22 protein-coding genes and 1 pseudogene are annotated in these 16,044 nt (G+C 66.4%); 17 read left to right on the top strand and 6 right to left on the bottom strand.

What is annotated here, in order from left to right; all coding sequences use genetic code 11:
• Positions 1 to 82: 82 nt before the first annotated feature.
• Positions 83 to 262 carry a YdcH family protein gene (locus ABUE31_RS07675; RefSeq protein ID WP_367722938.1) on the bottom strand — a complete coding sequence of 60 codons (180 nt, stop codon included), beginning with the start codon at positions 260 to 262 and terminating at the stop codon, positions 83 to 85.
• 239 nt (positions 263 to 501) lie between these two features.
• On the opposite strand from ABUE31_RS07675, the gene ABUE31_RS07670 reads away from it, so the two are divergent.
• From ABUE31_RS07670 to ABUE31_RS07645, 6 genes are all read left to right on the top strand, one after another.
• On the top strand, positions 502 to 705 hold the full coding sequence (locus tag ABUE31_RS07670) for a YdcH family protein (RefSeq protein WP_367723584.1): 204 nt from the start codon (positions 502 to 504) through the stop codon (positions 703 to 705).
• A gap of 89 nt (positions 706 to 794) precedes the next feature.
• Positions 795 to 1,292: a 5-(carboxyamino)imidazole ribonucleotide mutase gene (purE, locus tag ABUE31_RS07665; RefSeq protein WP_367722937.1), complete on the top strand. Its 498-nt coding sequence runs from the start codon at positions 795 to 797 to the stop codon at positions 1,290 to 1,292.
• Positions 1,289 to 2,404 (top strand): 5-(carboxyamino)imidazole ribonucleotide synthase, encoded by a 1,116-nt coding sequence (locus tag ABUE31_RS07660; protein WP_367722936.1) that lies wholly within the window; start codon positions 1,289 to 1,291, stop codon positions 2,402 to 2,404. The genes purE and ABUE31_RS07660 overlap by 4 nt, the downstream gene beginning before the upstream one ends.
• A 79-nt stretch (positions 2,405 to 2,483) precedes the next feature.
• A complete protein-coding gene (gene ykgO, locus ABUE31_RS07655; protein ID WP_367722935.1) occupies positions 2,484 to 2,609 on the top strand; it encodes a type B 50S ribosomal protein L36 in 126 nt (41 codons plus the stop codon).
• 88 nt (positions 2,610 to 2,697) lie between these two features.
• Complete coding sequence (locus tag ABUE31_RS07650) at positions 2,698 to 3,303, top strand: tetratricopeptide repeat protein (RefSeq protein WP_367722934.1); 606 nt, start codon at positions 2,698 to 2,700, stop codon at positions 3,301 to 3,303.
• A gap of 84 nt (positions 3,304 to 3,387) precedes the next feature.
• Positions 3,388 to 4,416 (top strand): alpha/beta fold hydrolase, encoded by a 1,029-nt coding sequence (locus tag ABUE31_RS07645; protein ID WP_367722933.1) that lies wholly within the window; start codon positions 3,388 to 3,390, stop codon positions 4,414 to 4,416.
• On the opposite strand, the gene pyk is transcribed toward ABUE31_RS07645, so the two are convergent.
• A complete protein-coding gene (gene pyk, locus ABUE31_RS07640) occupies positions 4,391 to 5,866 on the bottom strand; it encodes a pyruvate kinase (RefSeq protein WP_367722932.1) in 1,476 nt (491 codons plus the stop codon). The genes ABUE31_RS07645 and pyk overlap by 26 nt on opposite strands.
• Positions 5,863 to 6,351, bottom strand: a complete 489-nt coding sequence (locus tag ABUE31_RS07635; protein WP_367722931.1) for a DUF1036 domain-containing protein — start codon at positions 6,349 to 6,351, stop codon at positions 5,863 to 5,865. The genes pyk and ABUE31_RS07635 overlap by 4 nt, the downstream gene beginning before the upstream one ends.
• 262 nt (positions 6,352 to 6,613) lie before the next feature.
• Here ABUE31_RS07635 and ABUE31_RS07630 point away from each other — a divergent pair, with 262 nt between their 5' ends.
• The 4 genes from ABUE31_RS07630 (at position 6,614) to ABUE31_RS07615 (ending at position 10,082) form a co-directional block, all read left to right on the top strand.
• A complete protein-coding gene (locus ABUE31_RS07630; protein ID WP_367722930.1) occupies positions 6,614 to 7,411 on the top strand; it encodes an N-formylglutamate amidohydrolase in 798 nt (265 codons plus the stop codon).
• 18 nt (positions 7,412 to 7,429) lie between these two features.
• Positions 7,430 to 7,738 carry a DUF1244 domain-containing protein gene (locus ABUE31_RS07625; RefSeq protein ID WP_367722929.1) on the top strand — a complete coding sequence of 103 codons (309 nt, stop codon included), beginning with the start codon at positions 7,430 to 7,432 and terminating at the stop codon, positions 7,736 to 7,738.
• A 128-nt stretch (positions 7,739 to 7,866) separates the two neighbouring features.
• The gene (locus tag ABUE31_RS07620) at positions 7,867 to 8,127 is read left to right on the top strand and encodes a DUF2312 domain-containing protein (RefSeq protein ID WP_367722928.1); all 261 of its coding nucleotides are present in this window, start codon (positions 7,867 to 7,869) and stop codon (positions 8,125 to 8,127) included.
• A 122-nt stretch (positions 8,128 to 8,249) separates the two neighbouring features.
• A complete protein-coding gene (locus ABUE31_RS07615; protein WP_367722927.1) occupies positions 8,250 to 10,082 on the top strand; it encodes a mechanosensitive ion channel domain-containing protein in 1,833 nt (610 codons plus the stop codon).
• A gap of 6 nt (positions 10,083 to 10,088) precedes the next feature.
• Here ABUE31_RS07615 and ABUE31_RS07610 read toward each other — a convergent pair whose 3' ends face one another.
• From ABUE31_RS07610 to ABUE31_RS07600, 3 genes are all read right to left on the bottom strand, one after another.
• Entirely contained in the window at positions 10,089 to 10,568 is a 480-nt protein-coding gene (locus ABUE31_RS07610) for a class I SAM-dependent methyltransferase (protein ID WP_367722926.1), read from the bottom strand.
• 85 nt (positions 10,569 to 10,653) lie between these two features.
• On the bottom strand, positions 10,654 to 10,791 hold the full coding sequence (locus ABUE31_RS07605) for a hypothetical protein (protein WP_367722925.1): 138 nt from the start codon (positions 10,789 to 10,791) through the stop codon (positions 10,654 to 10,656).
• A 63-nt stretch (positions 10,792 to 10,854) separates the two neighbouring features.
• Entirely contained in the window at positions 10,855 to 11,787 is a 933-nt protein-coding gene (locus ABUE31_RS07600) for a tyrosine recombinase XerC (RefSeq protein ID WP_367722924.1), read from the bottom strand.
• Between the two features lie 68 nt (positions 11,788 to 11,855).
• On the opposite strand from ABUE31_RS07600, the pseudogene rimM (ABUE31_RS07595) reads away from it, so the two are divergent.
• The 7 genes and pseudogenes from rimM (ABUE31_RS07595) to ABUE31_RS07565 form a co-directional block, all read left to right on the top strand.
• Positions 11,856 to 12,188: pseudogene (gene rimM, locus ABUE31_RS07595) on the top strand (ribosome maturation factor RimM); the annotation flags it as partial.
• Positions 12,171 to 12,746, top strand: a complete 576-nt coding sequence (gene rimM / locus ABUE31_RS07590; protein ID WP_367723582.1) for a ribosome maturation factor RimM — start codon at positions 12,171 to 12,173, stop codon at positions 12,744 to 12,746. The pseudogene rimM (ABUE31_RS07595) and the gene rimM (ABUE31_RS07590), both read left to right, overlap by 18 nt.
• Entirely contained in the window at positions 12,743 to 13,450 is a 708-nt protein-coding gene (gene trmD / locus ABUE31_RS07585; RefSeq protein WP_367722923.1) for a tRNA (guanosine(37)-N1)-methyltransferase TrmD, read from the top strand. Before rimM (ABUE31_RS07590) ends, trmD begins: the two co-directional genes overlap by 4 nt.
• Positions 13,447 to 13,821, top strand: a complete 375-nt coding sequence (locus tag ABUE31_RS07580; protein WP_367722922.1) for a DUF4260 family protein — start codon at positions 13,447 to 13,449, stop codon at positions 13,819 to 13,821. The genes trmD and ABUE31_RS07580 overlap by 4 nt, the downstream gene beginning before the upstream one ends.
• 180 nt (positions 13,822 to 14,001) lie before the next feature.
• The gene (gene rplS / locus ABUE31_RS07575; protein WP_367722921.1) at positions 14,002 to 14,523 is read left to right on the top strand and encodes a 50S ribosomal protein L19; all 522 of its coding nucleotides are present in this window, start codon (positions 14,002 to 14,004) and stop codon (positions 14,521 to 14,523) included.
• Positions 14,524 to 14,737: 214 nt separating this feature from the next.
• Positions 14,738 to 15,532: a transporter substrate-binding domain-containing protein gene (locus ABUE31_RS07570; RefSeq protein WP_367722920.1), complete on the top strand. Its 795-nt coding sequence runs from the start codon at positions 14,738 to 14,740 to the stop codon at positions 15,530 to 15,532.
• 7 nt (positions 15,533 to 15,539) lie between these two features.
• Positions 15,540 to 16,043 (top strand): GNAT family N-acetyltransferase, encoded by a 504-nt coding sequence (locus ABUE31_RS07565; protein ID WP_367722919.1) that lies wholly within the window; start codon positions 15,540 to 15,542, stop codon positions 16,041 to 16,043.
• Position 16,044 lies beyond the last annotated feature (1 nt).

Below are 16,044 nucleotides of genomic sequence, written 5' to 3'. Positions count from 1 at the left end.
CAGGTGAACGTTGCGGAACCAGGCCGCCTGGCCGGCGACGCCTGGCGTCGCCGGGGAGTGTTCCGCAAAGTGCGGCTTGGCGTCAGTGCTTGGTTGGCTGCGTCCTCAATTTTTCAATCTCGTCCTTGATTGCCAGCTTGCGCCGCTTGAGAGCCGCGATTTCGAGGTCGTCGACGGATGGATGAAGCATGGCCTCGTCCAGCTCGCGCTCGATGTCGCCATGCTTCCGCTGCAGCTCATCAAGGTGGTTGGCAAGAGACATGATTGGTTCTCCCTTTCATGGATTCCTCGAATGCAAACCGCAACAAACGGACCCCGCCGCCGGTTCCGTCCATGACGGCACGATGACATTTTGCCACCTTACCGCGCCGGTGTCGAACGCGTCTTGGTAGCATTCCCGTGAGCGCAAAAATGTGATATGGCATGCGCCGCTGGCGGCCTCCGGACCCGGACCCGCACAGACGGCGCATTGCCGGCGACCAAACCCTGCAGACGGTGGCCATGTCGGACCAGGACCAGACTGAAATTCGACTGGAATTCGCCAAGCTGAAGCAGGATCACACCGATTTCGATGCGGCGATCAACGCGATGGCAGCCATCGGCTGCGATCCGCTGCAAATCCAGCGCATGAAAAAGAAGAAGCTGGCCATCAAGGACCGCATGCAGGCGCTGGAAGACAAGATCATCCCCGACATCATCGCCTGATTCGGTCCCGACCCAGCCTCGCCCCACGATCCTTGCGATGCGGCATGATTTCGACTATTGCGCGACCTTTCCGCGGGGAGTGACTTCCGGTGAACAGCAAACGGGCCGACGTCGCGATCATCATGGGCAGCCAGTCGGACTGGGCGACCATGCGTCATGCCGCCGAGACGCTTGCCGCGCTTGGCGTCACCCACGACAGGAAGATCGTCTCGGCGCACCGCACGCCTGATCGGCTGTACCAGTTCGCCAAGGGGGCCAAGGCCGCCGGCTACAAGATCATCATCGCGGGCGCCGGCGGCGCGGCACACCTGCCGGGCATGGCCGCGGCGCTGACCCCGCTGCCGGTGTTCGGCGTTCCGGTCGAATCGAAGGCCCTTTCCGGCCAGGATTCCCTGCTTTCCATTGTCCAGATGCCGGCCGGAATTCCAGTCGGCACGCTCGCGATCGGGCGTGCGGGCGCGGTCAACGCCGCGCTGCTTGCGGCGGCCGTCCTCGCGCTTACCGACGCCGGCCTCGCCAAGCGGCTCGACGGTTTTCGTGCGGCGCAGACCGCCAAGGTCGCCTCCGAACCGTCCGATCCGCAATGACGGCGACCGCCCATCCGCTGCCGCCGGGCTCGACGATCGGCATCATTGGCGGCGGCCAGCTCGGCCGAATGCTGGCGATGGCCGCTGCGAGGCTCGGCTACCGCACCGTCGTGCTCGAGCCCTCCGTCGACTGCCCGGCGGCCCAGCTCGCCAGCCGGCAGCTTGCGGGCACCTATGACGACCCGGCCGCGCTGGCCGAACTCGCCAGGCTCTGCGACGTCGTCACCTATGAATTCGAGAACGTCCCGGTCGCCGCGGCGGTCGGACTGACGCGCGACGTGCCGGTGTTCCCGCCGCCGCGCGCCCTGGAGGTGAGCCAGGACCGGCTCGCCGAGAAGCGTTTCCTCAACGGCATCGGCATTCCCACGGCCGCCTTCCTCCCGGTCGACAACGATGCCGACCTGGCGTCCGCGCTGTCCGAATTCGGGGGCAGCGGCGTCCTGAAGACCCGCCGTCTTGGCTACGACGGCAAGGGACAGCGCGTGTTTCGCGATTTCCATGGCGACGTCGATGGCGCCTGGGCGGCAATGGGGGGCGTGCCGCTCATCCTCGAGGCGCTGGTTTCGTTCAGCTGCGAAATATCGGTCATCGCGGCACGGGCCGGGGACGGATCGGTCGCCGCCTACGATCCGGCGCAGAACGTCCACCGAGACGGGATACTGCATCGTTCGACGGTCCCTGCCGCCATATCGCGGGAAACCTCGGACCTTGCCGTCAGCAGCGCCCGCGCCATCGTCCAGGCGCTCGACTATGTCGGGGTGATCGGAGTCGAGTTCTTCGTGGCCGGGGATGGCCGGCTTCTCGTCAACGAGATCGCGCCAAGGGTTCACAATTCGGGGCACTGGACGGAAGCGGCATGCGCGATCTCGCAGTTCGAACAGCACATCCGCGCGATCTGCGGCCTGCCGCTCGGCGACACGCGGCGGCATTCGGACTGCGTGATGGAAAACCTCGTGGGCGACGAAGTCGGCCGCGCGCCGCACCTGCTTGGCGAGCCGGATCTGTTGCTCCACCTCTACGGCAAGGCAGACGTGCGGAAGGGTCGCAAGATGGGGCACTTCACGCGACTGACGGGGCGCGCGGTTGACAGGAACGACATTCCTCGTCTATGAGCCTGTCACCAATTCGGGCGCGCTTTTGGGCGCGCCTTTTATGTTCGGCCCGGATGGGGCCCATTCGACAGGCCAGACCATGAAGATCAAGAACTCCCTCAAGGCCCTGAAGGCCCGCCACCGCGACAACCAGCTGGTTCGCCGCAAGGGCCGCGTGTACCTGATCAACAAGACCGCTCCGCGCTTCAAGGCGCGCCAGGGCTGATCGCCCGACGGGCCGCACAGTCGGCCTGTCGCTCAGTGCACGCAAAATTCAGTTTGACCTTTGCATGGGCGGGAATAGATTCTCGCCCATGCGGATTCGTTCTGCCTTCTGCGCCGTCGCCCTGACAGCCGCGCTGCTGTCGCCGGCGGTTGCCGCCGAGCCGGTTGCGACCGCGCCGAAAGGACAGGCCGCCGCCGCCACTTCGCCCCAGCCACAAAGCCGCCTCGATACGCTGTTTGCCGAACTCAAGCGCGAGCGCAACGAGAAGGCCGCCGAGCGCATCGCCGCCCGCATCTGGGACGAGTGGAACCACTCCGGCAGCGCGTCGATCGATCTCATGATGGGTTGGTCGAAGACGGCGATGGAAAGCAAGAAATACGACGTCGCACTCGATTTCCTGGATCAGATCGTCACCATGGACCCTGGCTACGCCGAGGGCTGGAACCGGCGCGCCACCGTTCATTTCCTGATGAACAACTATGCCAAGTCGATGGCCGACATACACCATACGCTGCAGCTTGAGCCGCGCCATTTCGGCGCCCTGTCGGGCATGGGCCAGATCATGAAGAGCAGCGGACGCGACGAACTCGCGCTGCAGGCCTGGCAGCGGGTGCTGGACATCTATCCGATGATGCGGAGCGCGCAGAGCGAGGTTTCCACCCTGTCGGAAGACCTCGCCGGCGAAGGCATCTGAAACCTCCCGCCGGCCGCGCGGCCGGGCCAACAGGGATTGCGCGCCCCTCCCGTGCCCATGTTCCTCCTGACCGGATCTGCCGCCGTGATCGCGCTTCTTCTCGTCCTGGCGACAATGACGCGCGCCTACGCGTTACTGATCGGCAGGCGTCATCCGCCTGTCGGCGCGTTCACGGACATTGCGGGTGTAAAGGTGCACTACGTCCATGTTCCGGCGCCGGGGGCGTCTGGGCCGCCGGCGACGGTCTTCATCCATGGCGCCAGCGCCAACCTCAACGACCAGATGGCGCCGCTGAGGCCGCTGCTCCAGGGCCGGACCGAAATGCTCTTCTTCGACCGGCCGGGCCATGGCTGGTCCGGGCGGAATGGCGGGCACGCGTCCCAGGCGCGGCAGGCAGAGCTGATCGCGGCCTTGATGGATCGGCTGGGGATCGGGCCGGCCATCGTCGTCGGCCATTCCTTCGGATGCTCGGTCGCCGCCGCGTTCGCGCTCGCCTATCCCGAAAGAACCCGGGGCCTGGTCTTCCTGTCGGCCGCCACCCATCCCTGGCCGGGCGGCAGGACCTCCTGGTACTACCATCTCACCTCGGTCCCGGTGGTTGGCTGGCTGTTTTCCGAAACCATCGCCAGCCTGGCCGGAATGCTGCGCGTCAAGGCGGCGAGCGCCTGTGTCTTCGCGCCGAACCGGATGCCGCCCGACTATCTGCAACGCGCCCGGATTCCGCTCGTGCTGCGCCCGGGGGCGTTTCGCGCCAATGCGGAAGACGTCGAGGGGCTCTACCGTTTCACCGTTGCCAACGCTCCCCGTTACCGGGAAATCGTGGCGCCCGCGATCGTCGTCTCGGGCGACGCGGACACGGTCGTCTATGAAGAAGTGCACTCGCTCGGCCTGGCGCGCGACATCGCCGGCACCGAACTCGTCTGGATCAGGAACCTCGGGCACAAGCCCGACTGGGTCGCGCCGGAACTGGTCGTCGCCGCGATCGACAAGCTGTCCGGCCGGTCGGTCGACCTGCAGGCGATCGCGCGAACGGTGGAATCCAGGATCGCCGACGATGCGTTCGGCCGGCGCTGCCAGCCGACCGCCGCTATCGGGGAGCCTTTTGGGGTGTGATGCGGCCGCGCTCGGGATCGACCGAGTTCTCGTCGACGCCGATATAGGCGATGCGCAGCATGTTGGTCGAGCCGGGGGTTCGCAACGGGACGCCTGCCGTGATGATGATCCGGTCGCCCGTTTCGCCGAAGTTCTCCTCATGCGCAATGCGGCAGGCGCGTGCGACCATGTCGTCGAGGTCGGTCGCATCGGGCGAGACGACGCAGTGTGTCCCCCACAGCAGCGACAGGCGCCGCGCCGTGTTGAGGATGGGAGACAGGGCGATGATCGGCACCTGAGGACGCTCGCGCGCAGCCCGCAATCCGGTGGTGCCGGACGCCGTGTAGGTCACGATCGCCGACAGCTTCAGGGTCTCGGCGATCTGGCGCGCGGCAAGCGATATGGCGTCGGCACCGGTGGCTTCCGGCTCGGACCGCTGTGCGTTGATGATACTGTGATAGAGCGGATCGGTCTCGACCTTGGTGGCGATCTTGTCCATCGTGGCAACGGATTCGATGGGGTACGCGCCGGACGCCGATTCGGCGGACAGCATGATGGCGTCAGCGCCCTCGAAGACGGCGATCGACACGTCCGACACCTCGGCTCGCGTCGGGACAGGCGCCGTGATCATCGATTCCAGCATCTGCGTCGCGACCACGACCGGCTTGCCGGCGCGGCGCGCGGCGCGTGTGATCTGCTTCTGGATTCCGGGCACCGCCTCGAGCGGCATCTCGACGCCAAGATCGCCGCGCGCGACCATCAGCGCGTCCGACAGCTCGATGATCTCAGCCAGCCTGGCGACGGCCTGGGGTTTCTCGATCTTGGACATCAGAAGCGCCCGCCCGCGGGCGATCTTGCGCGCCTCGGAGAGATCGTCCGGGCGCTGGATGAAGGACAGCGCCACCCAGTCGACGCCGGTCTCGAGGACCGCGTCGAGATCCGCACGGTCCTTGTCCGTCAGCGCTCCGACCGGCAGGTCGGTGTCCGGCAGGCTGACGCCCTTGCGATCGGAAATCGAAGTCCCGGCAACCACGGTACAGGTGATCGACCTGCCGTCGCAGGAGACCGCCTGCAGCGCGAGCTTGCCGTCGTCGATGAGCAGCCGATGGCCCGGCTCAACAGAGCGCAGGATCTCGGGATGCGGAAGATAGACGCGCGACGCGTTGCCCGGATCGGGATTGTCGTCGAGCGTGAAGGTCTGGCCGACCTCGAGCGTTTCCTTGCCATTGGCGAACTTGCCGACACGCAGCTTGGGACCCTGCAGGTCGGCCAGGATGCCGATCGGCCGGCCGACGGCATGCTCGACCGAGCGGATGCGCGCGACGAGCGTGCGCATCAACTCGTGGTCGGTATGGCTCATGTTGATCCGGAACACGTCAGCGCCGGCTTCGAACAGCTTTCTCAGCATGTCTTCGCTGGACGAGGCCGGGCCGATCGTCGCCAGAATTTTTACCTTGCGGCTGCGTCTCATGGATTGGTCTGTCCTGTCACGGCCGCCTCGCCGTCATCTGCGGGTTCGTCGGTCAGCTGAACCATCCAGCTCGCCTGCTCGCCCGTGTCGTATTCCTGGAACCCCGCGCGCTGGTAGCCGCGCGCGAAGCAGTCGTTGACGCCGGCGATCTTGAACTCCTTTTCGGCCACGCACATGTTGATCGGGCCGTCCCAGCGTCCGCCGCGCTCGGCGTCTTCTGCATAAAGATAGTAAAACCTGGATGACAAAGGGCCTTCGATGAGCGTCTTGCAGGTCGAGCCCTCGATGTGCCACCACCCCTCGGTCACCCAACCAGCCTTTGCCCGGTAGCCGATGCCGACGCCGACCAGGTTTTGTGTCGCGTTGCAGACCCGGAAATCCGCCTGCGCCTCTCGCACGCCGAAAGCGGTCAGGCAGACCGCGGCCAAAAAGGCCAGCGACACGGGCGACGCAAGGCCGTAGCGTCGCCCAGCGGCACGAGCCATCCTCAAACCCCTCTTCGAACGCAGAAGCATTGTCTGGCGCCCCTTTTCGGAAAAGTCGCGGCGCATGTCAACGCGCGCGGCCGCACGAATCAAACCGATAACCAATCGCTATCCAACCGATATCCAATCGATTTAGGCTGCCGGCTCGACTGCAGTCCGGCGCCTGCCGCAGAATTCCTTGAAAAGCGTGACCAAACAACGGCATTGTGCGGCCTCCGCTTTCGGTTCGCGCGGAGCCATCTTTTCCGGAATGACCCCGCCGATGAAACGCACTGCCCTCTTTGCTCCGTTCGAGGTTGTCGAGGGCGACCGCCGCATGGGCCTCGTGCTGGTGGCCGATCACGCACGGCGCGACCTGCCGGCGGAATATGGCGACCTCGGCCTGCCGGCCGCGGAGTTCGACAGGCACATCGCCTACGACATCGGCGTCGAGGCTGTCACGCGGACGCTCGCCGCGCTCACCGGCGCGCCTGCGGTGATGGCCTGCTTCTCCCGGCTCCTGATCGATCCGAATCGCGGCGAGGACGATCCGACGCTGATCCGCCAGCTCTATGACGGCACGGTCGTGCCGGCCAACTATCCGATGGCAGCGGCCGAGCGGGAGCGCAGGCTTGACCTGTTCTATCGGCCCTACCACGACGCGGTCGGTTCGATGATCGCCTCGGTCGCGGCGGAATCGGGAAAATCGCCGTTCATCCTCTCCGTGCATTCCTTCACCCCGGTCATGCAGGGCATGGTCCGGCCGTGGCATGCCGGCGTGTTGTGGGACCTCGACGATCGCGCGGCGCGGCCGCTGATCGACATGCTGGCGCTCGACGGCGGCCTCGTCGTCGGCGACAACGAGCCCTATGACGGCGCGCTGCGCGGCGACACGATGTATCGTCACGCCGTCGTCAGCGGCTATGCCCACGCGCTGCTCGAGATCAGGCAGGACCTGATCGCCGACGAGGCCGGCGCGGACGAATGGGCCAGGCGCATCGCGCCGATCGTTGACGCGATCAACCGGCGGACCGATATACACGAGGTCCGAAAGCACGGCTCGCGAACGGGCCCGCCGTGAAACGCAGGAGATAGTGTGATGACCGATCTCAGCGAAATGCAGCGGCGCGATTTCGAGGCCGCCGCCTTCCGCCGCCTCGTCGAGCATCTGCGCGCGCGGACCGACGTCCAGAACATCGACCTGATGAACCTTGCCGGTTTCTGCCGCAACTGTCTGTCCAACTGGTATCGCGAGGCGGCCGAGGCGGGCGGCGTGCCGCTCTCCAAGGACGAGTCCAGGGCGATCGTCTACGGCATGCCCTATGCGGAGTGGCAGCAGAAGTACCAGACGGAAGCCTCGGATGCGAAGAAGGCGGCCTTCGAGATCAACCGTCCCAAGGACCATTGAGCGCGCCGCACGGTTCCCGACGGGAAACGTCTCGCCACTTGACCCTCCGATCTGCTTCAGGCATCGAACCGCACGCCTTGCCGCGGCCCGATTCCATACGGGCGGACAGAGATAGCCAGGAGAGCAAGATGGCCGACGAAATCACCGAGACCAGCCAGACCGTTGCCGCCGGCCAGCTGCGCGCCTTCATCGAGCGCGTCGAGCGCCTTGAGGAAGAAAAGAAGACCATCGCCGACGACATCAAGGACGTCTACGCCGAGATGAAGGGCACGGGCTTCGACACCAAGGCGGTACGCGCGATCATCCGGCTTCGCAAGCAGGATCAGGCCGAAAGGCAGGAGGCGGAAGCGATCCTCGATCTCTACAAGGCCGCGCTCGGGATGGTCTGACGGACCAACTTTTCGGCGCGAACCCGCCTGCCGGATATGGCTCCGGCCAAAACCTCCCTGTAGTATCCGCTCGCTAAAGCCCACGGCCCCGGGGTCGGCTGGCGGGCGAATCGAGGGGAATCATGGCTGAAGGCGCATCAACGTCGGTTTCGTCCGACGTCACTTCGATACTTTCGGGTTTCGAACAGGTCGTAGAACAGTTCGTCAGCGGTTTCGAAGCGCGGATGACGGCGTTCGGGGGTGTCGGTCAGGAGACGGCCGCGCTGTTTTCCGCCTTTGCCGCCGGCGGTACGAGCGCGACGGCGCTCATCCTGCAGATACTCGTGGTCACGCTTGTGGCTGCCGGCGTGTTCCTGTTTTGCCGGCGCCGGTTCGCGCGTGCGGGCGCCGGCGTGTGGCGGCGGCTGTTCGCGACGCTCGCGGCAGCCTTCATCGCCATTGTCGCAGGCGTGGTCGCGCAGAGGCTCCTGCCGGCCGAAGGGTTGGCCGTGCGCACGCTGCGCACCTGGGTCGTCGTCACCGTCTTGTCGCTGGTCGCCATCTTTGCCGTGCGGGCGCTGCTGACGCATTCCAAGCCCCTCAAGGTGGGTCGGCTGGCGAGCCTGGCGCGCGACCTCTCGATCGCCATAGGCTGGAGCATGTTCGGCCTTGCGTTCATGGCCACGCTCAGGCTGTGGGGCGCCGGGCCGGGGCTGCGTGACGCACTCGGCAGTGTCCTGATCACGTTTACGGCCTTCGCCCTGTTCATCTGGACCGTCTGGCGCCATCGCCGCACCCTGGCGGGAACCGTGGCGGGGTCGAAGCCGCGCAGCAGGTGGCAAGGCCGGCTCGCCCGCATCTGGCCTGCCATGGTGGTCGGCTTCCTGCTGGCGACCCTCGTCAGCGCGGAGGTCGCGCTGACCCTGGGCGTTCCGCTCCCGGGCGCGACGGTGCTCCTGACCATCGTGATCGTGTTCCTGACGCCGCACCTCGACGCGCTGATCGCCAGCAGCGCCAACAGGGCCATGGAAGCCCAGCGCGTGTCGATCATCGGGGTGGCGCTGCGCCAGACGGCGCGCTTCGCGGTGCTGATCGTCATGATCACCATGCTCGGCGCCATCTGGGCCTCGCCTTTGGCCACCGGCTTCGGCATCAAGCTCCGCAGCCTGACTTCCGAAGCCCTGCACATCGCGCTGATCGCCATCGCCGCCTCCTTCCTGTGGAGTGTGCTGTCGACCGTGATGGGACGCGTGCAACAGGGCGACAAGCGGGCGCAGACGGAGATGGCGACGCCGCGTTCCCGTCTCGGCACGCTGGTGCCGCTGATCAGCGGCGTCGGCAAGGCGACCATCATCGCCCTGGCGTTCCTGTCGATCCTGGTGTCGGTGGGCGTCAATGTGTGGCCCCTCATCACCGGCCTCAGCGTCTTCGGGCTGGCGATCGGCTTCGGATCGCAGACACTCGTCAAGGATATCGTTTCGGGGCTCTTCTTCCTCATGGACGATGCCTTCCGCCTCGGCGAGTACATCGAAACGTCGGGGGCCAAGGGCACAGTCGAGAAGATTTCGGTGCGCTCGGTAACGCTGCGCAACCCGCGCGGCCCCGTGGCGACGGTGCCATACGGGCAGATCAGCAAGATCCAGAACTTCAGCCGCGACTACGCGATCGAAAAGCTGGCCTTCCGGCTGGCCTTCGACACCGACATCGAACTGGTCCGCAAACTCTTCAAGAAGATCGGCCAGGAGCTTCTGGAGAATCCGGAACTGGCGCCGGACGTGATGGAGACCTTCAAGAGCCAGGGCATCGCCAATGTCGAGGACGGCACGCTCGTTGTGCGCGGCAAGTTCGTCGCGAAGCCCGGCAAGCAGTCGATGATACGCCGCTTCGTCTTGAAGGCCGTGCACCAGGCGTTTCGCGAGAACGGCATCCGCGTCGTACCCAAGCCGCTGACCGGGGACCCAGTGGCGGCCGCGTGAGCCGGCTCAATTCCTGCGGTAGAGGAAGTAGCGTCCGGGCCGGATGCCTTCCGGCAGGGGCAGCGGGGAGAGGTCGGGGTGGTCGAGCGGGACGCCGCTCGCCGCGATGCCGCCGGGGGCGAGCATGTCGACGGTGACCTGCGGCAGCCAGCGCAGGTTCAGTTCGTCGAGGTCGTCATAGCCGCTGCCGATGTCGGCGTGGACAAGCGCCGCGCCGATGCCGGCGAAGGCGCGGGCGGTCTCGCTTATTTCGCCCAGGATGAGATCGCCTTCCGGCGGAAGCGACCTGAGATTGGCCGCGTTGACGCGGTCGAAAGCGATGATGCGCCGGTCGGGCAGCCTGTCGCGCAGATGGTCGTAGGTGCGGCCGTTGCCGAGGCCGAGTTCGATGACCGGGCCGTCGCCCAGCTGCATGTCGCGGCAGATGAGGTCCAGAATCTCGCGCTGCGCCGTGAGGCGGCGGATGAAGCTTTCAAGGCGGCTCATGGAAGCCCTTAGGGAATGACGGCGGACAGCCCCTGATAGCGGCGCCGACGGCAAGCCGCAATCCCGGTTGCCTTGTTCCGGACGATCAGGGCTGAACGAGGCGCGAAACGTTTGCGAGCGCCGAAAGGAAGGCCACCAGAAGCGCAATGTGCGTCGCCGCGATCAACTGCAGCGCAGTTGGCGTTGCACGGTCGGCAATGGCGATCACGCGGGCTTTGGTCATGACGGCATCATTGTCCGGCAAATCTCCTCAGACGGTTAACGCGCCCACGGAAATTGTTGCGATCTACGCGCGCGGATGCGCCGCGTCGTAGATATCGAGCAGCCGCTGGGTATCGACGCCGGTGTAGATCTGGGTCGTCGAAAGGCTGGCGTGGCCGAGCAGTTCCTGGATCGTGCGCAGGTCTCCGCCACGACCGAGCAGATGCGTGGCGAAGGAGTGGCGAAGCGCATGCGGCGTCGCCGTGTCGGGCAGGTTGAGGGCCGAACGCAGGCCGCGCATCGCGCGCTGCACGATCGCCGGGTTCAGCGGCCCGCCGCGCGCGCCCCTGAACAGCGGCCGATCGGGAGCGAGATGGTAGGGGCAGAGCTTCCTGTATTCGGCGACGGCACGCTGGGCGAGCGGAAGCACCGGCGCCAGTCGGGTCTTGCCGCCCTTGCCGGCGATGCGCAGGACCCCGGCGCCGGGCAGGTCTCCGGCCTCGATCGCGAGCGCTTCGGATATGCGCAGGCCGCAGCCGTAAAGCAGCGTGAGCACGGCGGCGTCGCGCGCTGCGATCCATGGCTCTTCGGACAACTGTTCGGCGGCGGACACGACGCGACGCGCATCGGCGGCGGTCAGCGGCTTGGGCAGCGACTTCGGCTGGCGCGGCGCCCGCAGCGCGGTTGCGCCGGCGGCGTTGGCGAGGCCACGCCTTTCGAGGAAGCGCAGCAGCGAGCGAACCCCGGCAAGCCCGCGGCCGAGCGTGCGCGCCCCGACGCCCTGCGAGCGCCGGTGGGCGAGGAACGCGCGCAGGTCAGCCGGGCGAAGCGCGGCAATGTCGGAAATGCCGGGAGGGCTTGCATTGTGTCCGGTCAGGAACTGGAGGAACTGGCGCGTATCGCGTTCGTAGGCCTCGGCGGTCTCTGGCGACAGGCGGCGTTCTTCGGCCAGCGCCTTCAGCCAGCCTTGGCGCTCCCTATGGAGATCCGGTTTGGCCGAAACGAGGAAATCCTGCATTGGCAGCGGCGGCCCGATTGGAATATGGCAGTATTGGCTCCCCCAAGTTAGCAATCCGTGAAGCAGAGATGAAGCCGATCAATCCCGTCCAGATGGCCGTCATAGGTGCCGCGCAGGGCATCAAGGGCGAAGTTCGCGTGAAGACCTTCACCGGCGATCCGCTTGCCCTGGCCGACTATGGTCTGCTCTACGCCCGAGACGGACGGGCGTTCAAAATCACCGGCATCCGCCCGGCCGGCGAGGTCGTGGTCGTGCGTTTCGAAGGGATCGGCGACCGGACGAGCGCCGAGAAGCTGACCGGCACCGACCTCTTCGTCGACCGCTCGGTGCTTCCCCTGGAGGAAGAGGACGAGTTCTACCATGCGGATCTGATGGGCCTCGAAGTGCGCGACGAGACCGGTGCGGCGGNCATCAAGGGCGAAGTTCGCGTGAAGACCTTCACCGGCGATCCGCTTGCCCTGGCCGACTATGGTCTGCTCTACGCCCGAGACGGACGGGCGTTCAAAATCACCGGCATCCGCCCGGCCGGAGAGGTCGTGGTCGTGCGTTTTGAAGGGATCGGCGACCGGACGAGCGCCGAGAAGCTGACCGGCACCGACCTCTTCGTCGACCGCTCGGTGCTTCCCCTGGAGGAAGAGGACGAGTTCTACCATGCGGATCTGGTGGGCCTCGAAGTGCACGACGAGACCGGTGCGGCGGTCGGGCGCGTTACGGCCGTGCAGAACTATGGCGGCGGCGACCTCCTGGAAATCACGTTCCGCGGCCGCAAGAGCCAGCTCATTCCGTTTTCCCGGGCTGCGGTCACCGATGTCGATGTCGCGGGCGGCTTCGTGCGCGTGGACACCCTTGCGGCGGGGCTTGCCGAGGATGCCGACGAGGACGGCAGGCCGGACCGACCCGGGGATTTCAACGCCCGTGCGCGGCCGAGAGGGCCCAGGGACGCCGGGGGCAACCGATGAGCTTTCGCGCGACCGTCCTCACCCTCTATCCCGAGATGTTTCCGGGCGCGCTCGGCCTGTCGCTCGCCGGCCGCGCGCTGGAAGCCGGCGCCTGGTCGCTGGAGCCGGTCCAGATCCGTGATTTCGCGGCCGACCGCCACCGCACGGTGGACGACAGCCCGGCCGGCGGCGGCGCCGGCATGGTGATGCGGGCGGACGTGCTGGCCAGGGCGATCGACCATGCGTCACCGCAGGGCGACCCGCGTCCGCGTCTGCTGATGAGCCCGCGCGGCAGGCCCCTCACGCAGGCCAGGGTGCGAGAACTGGCGGCCGGTCCCGGCGCCGTCATCCTGTGCGGTCGGTTCGAAGGCGTAGACCAGCGCGTGATCGAGGCGCGCGGTCTCGAGGAGGTCTCGGTCGGCGATTTCATCCTGTCGGGCGGCGAACCCGCGGCGCTCGTTCTGCTCGACGCCGTGGTGAGGCTGCTGCCGGGGGTGATGGGCAATGCGGCGTCGGGCGACGAGGAAAGTTTCGAGAGCGGCCTGCTCGAACATCCGCAATACACGCGGCCGCAGGTCTTCGAGGGGCTGCAAATCCCCGACGTGCTGACATCGGGCAATCATGCGAGGATCGCCAGGTGGCGGCGCGAACAGGCCGAGATGCTGACGGCCGAACGGCGGCCGGACCTGCTGGCCGCCAAAGAGGCGACGACGACGACAGGATGAGCCGGCTTCTGCGCCTAGAAAATGCTGCGCTGGCGCTTGCGGCTCTCGTCGCATACCACGTTGCAGGCGGCAACTGGTGGCTGTTTGCGGCGCTGATCCTGGCGCCCGACCTCTCCATGGCTGGCTATCTGGGCGGACCGAGGGTCGGCGCATGGTGCTACAATGCCGTGCACGCCTGGCTGGCGCCTGTCGGCCTCTGGCTCGCCGGTCTTGCCCTTGGCCTGCCGTTCATGGTGCACGCCGCCATCATTCTCGCAGCCCACATCGCCATCGACCGGGCGCTTGGCTACGGGCTGAAGCACGAGACCGGCTTCCAGGACACGCATATCGGCCGTATCGGTCGAGCGCCGGGCCCGGGGCCAGCCGGTTGATTCACGCGCTGTTGTGGTGTAAGTGCGCCCGCATGAAGCGGCCGTTGGCCGGGAATTCAACCAAGAACGCGTGAACTCGCTCCTGTCTCCTTCGCAAATGAAGGGGCGCTTTCCAAGGCGGTATTGACTGCCGGCAAGATGGGCGCTCTGACGGTTCGCAAGAACTAAAGGATCATTCCGATGGACATCATTCGTCAGCTCGACGCCGAGCAGGCCGCCAAGATCGAGGCCAAGCGCACCCTTCCCGAATTCCAGCCGGGCGATACCGTTCGCGTCCAGGTTCGCGTGACCGAAGGCTCGCGCACCCGCGTGCAGGCCTATGAGGGCGTCGTGATCGCCCGCTCGGGCGCCGGCCTCAACGAGAACTTCACCGTTCGCAAGATTTCTTACGGCGAAGGCGTGGAGCGCGTGTTCCCCGTCTACTCGCCGCTGGTCGAGGGCGTCGAGATCGTGCGCCGCGGCAAGGTGCGCCGCGCCAAGCTCTATTACCTGCGCGATCGTCGCGGCAAGTCGGCCCGTATCTCCGAGAACACCGGCGTGCGCGCTCGCAAGCTGAACGACGCCGAGCGCGAGGCGATGCTCGCCGAAAGGGCGAAGCTGGAGGCCGAGAAGGTCGCGGCGGCAGAGGCTCTGGCCGTCGAGAAGGCCGCGCAGGATGCCGCCGAAAAGGCAGCAGCCGAGAAGGCCGCCTCCGCCGAATAAGCGGGGCACACGGGTTCTACCGGAAAGGCGGCTTCGGCCGCCTTTTTGTTTTGCGCGGATCCCGGCCGGCGGGCAACGCGCAACCGTCCGGAAACGCCGTTCCGCTTTTGCCCGGGCAAAGGAAATGGCGCCGCTTGCAAGGCCGATCCAGAACGCTACAGTCTGCTCCATGCGCGGCCGAGGGGCCGCTTCGGCATCGTCTGAGGAGCGGATTATGAAGAAGATCACGACACTGTTGGCCGGCCTGGCGGCCGGTCTCGTTCTTGCGGCCGGCGCCGCCACCGCCGAGACGCTGCCCGACCTGGGCGGCAAGTCGGTGGTTGTCGTCACCGAGAACGCCTACTTCCCGCTCCAGTTCGTCGATCAGAAGACCGGCGAGGCCATTGGCTGGGAATATGACGCGATGGCCGAACTCGCCAAGCGCCTCAACTTCAAGGTCGAGTACCAGAACACCTCATGGGACGCCATGATCCAGGCCGTTTCGGACAAGCAGTACGACATCGGCATGACCGGCATCACCATCAAGGACGACCGCAAGGAGAAGGTCGACTTCTCCGACCCCTACATGAAGTCCGAGATATTCATGCTGGTGCGCGGCGACGAGAGCCGCTTCGACGACCCCAAGAGCTTCGCGTCGGACGACAAGCTGCTGGTCGGGGCGCAGGCGGGGACGTCGCCCTTCTACGTCGCCGTCTACAACGTGCTCGACGGCAACGAGCAGAACCCCCGCATCAAGCTGATGGAGACTTTTGCCGCCACCGTCGAGGCGCTCAAGTCGGGCGACGTCGACCTGGTGCTGACCGACAGTGCGGCCGGCCGGTTCATTTCTGATGGCTCCGGCGGCGCGCTCAAGATGATCGGCGAACCGCTGCAGGCCGAGGAGTTCGGGTTCATCTTTCCGAAGGGTTCGGACCTCGTTGCCCCCATCAATGCGGGTATCGCCGCGCTGAAGGCCGACGGCACGCTCGACGGGCTCACCCAGAAGTGGTTCGTCGACTACAAGCCGTGATCCTGCGATGTCGATCGAGATCGGCGGATACCGGCCCGGAGCTCTTGCCGACATTGTCGGGCTCCATGCGCGCTACTACGCGCGCTACTGGAAGTTCGGGATGCCGTTCGAGACGAAAGTGGGCATGGAACTTGCCGAGTTTCTCGCGCGCCACAACGCAAGCAGCGACCTGTTTCTGGCGGCCTATGGCGACGAAGGCGCCGTCGGTTCGGTGATCGTCGATGCGAGCGGCGGCGGGCCGCGCGGCGCGCATCTGCGCTGGTTCATCGTCAACGAGGACATGCAGGGCAGGGGGTTGGGGGCTGACCTGCTCGGCCGCGCCGTCAGCTTTTGCGACGAGCGCGGATACGAATCCGTCTGGCTAACCACGTTCGCTGGGCTCGACGCTGCGCGAAGCCTCTACGAACGGCACGGCTTCGTGCTCGTCGGCGAGGCCGAGGCCGACCAGTGGAGCGGCGAGGTGCAGGAACAGATTTTCGAGCGCCGGGCGTCCGCGCTGCCCGGCCGCTGAT

It is taken from the genome of Mesorhizobium marinum, assembly GCF_040813675.1.
GTDB classification, from domain to species: Bacteria; Pseudomonadota; Alphaproteobacteria; order Rhizobiales; family Rhizobiaceae; genus Mesorhizobium_K; species Mesorhizobium_K marinum.
Note: the sequence above shows the minus strand (reverse complement) of the source record. Positions and strands in the feature narration are given on the sequence as shown.

Bases quoted from the DNA above. Each gene is read 5' to 3' on its own strand.
- ABUE31_RS07675 (WP_367722938.1), bottom strand. From the start codon at position 262: ATGTCTCTTGCCAACCACCTTGATGAGCTGCAGCGGAAGCATGGCGAC.
- ABUE31_RS07670 (WP_367723584.1), top strand. From the start codon at position 502: ATGTCGGACCAGGACCAGACTGAAATTCGACTGGAATTCGCCAAGCTG.
- ABUE31_RS07660 (WP_367722936.1), top strand. From the start codon at position 1,289: ATGACGGCGACCGCCCATCCGCTGCCGCCGGGCTCGACGATCGGCATC.
- ykgO (WP_367722935.1), top strand. From the start codon at position 2,484: ATGAAGATCAAGAACTCCCTCAAGGCCCTGAAGGCCCGCCACCGCGAC.
- ABUE31_RS07650 (WP_367722934.1), top strand. From the start codon at position 2,698: ATGCGGATTCGTTCTGCCTTCTGCGCCGTCGCCCTGACAGCCGCGCTG.
- pyk (WP_367722932.1), bottom strand. From the start codon at position 5,866: ATGAGACGCAGCCGCAAGGTAAAAATTCTGGCGACGATCGGCCCGGCC.
- ABUE31_RS07635 (WP_367722931.1), bottom strand. From the start codon at position 6,351: ATGGCTCGTGCCGCTGGGCGACGCTACGGCCTTGCGTCGCCCGTGTCG.
- ABUE31_RS07630 (WP_367722930.1), top strand. From the start codon at position 6,614: ATGAAACGCACTGCCCTCTTTGCTCCGTTCGAGGTTGTCGAGGGCGAC.
- ABUE31_RS07625 (WP_367722929.1), top strand. From the start codon at position 7,430: ATGACCGATCTCAGCGAAATGCAGCGGCGCGATTTCGAGGCCGCCGCC.
- ABUE31_RS07620 (WP_367722928.1), top strand. From the start codon at position 7,867: ATGGCCGACGAAATCACCGAGACCAGCCAGACCGTTGCCGCCGGCCAG.
- ABUE31_RS07615 (WP_367722927.1), top strand. From the start codon at position 8,250: ATGGCTGAAGGCGCATCAACGTCGGTTTCGTCCGACGTCACTTCGATA.
- ABUE31_RS07610 (WP_367722926.1), bottom strand. From the start codon at position 10,568: ATGAGCCGCCTTGAAAGCTTCATCCGCCGCCTCACGGCGCAGCGCGAG.
- ABUE31_RS07605 (WP_367722925.1), bottom strand. From the start codon at position 10,791: ATGACCAAAGCCCGCGTGATCGCCATTGCCGACCGTGCAACGCCAACT.
- ABUE31_RS07600 (WP_367722924.1), bottom strand. From the start codon at position 11,787: ATGCAGGATTTCCTCGTTTCGGCCAAACCGGATCTCCATAGGGAGCGC.
- trmD (WP_367722923.1), top strand. From the start codon at position 12,743: ATGAGCTTTCGCGCGACCGTCCTCACCCTCTATCCCGAGATGTTTCCG.
- ABUE31_RS07580 (WP_367722922.1), top strand. From the start codon at position 13,447: ATGAGCCGGCTTCTGCGCCTAGAAAATGCTGCGCTGGCGCTTGCGGCT.
- rplS (WP_367722921.1), top strand. From the start codon at position 14,002: ATGGACATCATTCGTCAGCTCGACGCCGAGCAGGCCGCCAAGATCGAG.
- ABUE31_RS07570 (WP_367722920.1), top strand. From the start codon at position 14,738: ATGAAGAAGATCACGACACTGTTGGCCGGCCTGGCGGCCGGTCTCGTT.
- ABUE31_RS07565 (WP_367722919.1), top strand. From the start codon at position 15,540: ATGTCGATCGAGATCGGCGGATACCGGCCCGGAGCTCTTGCCGACATT.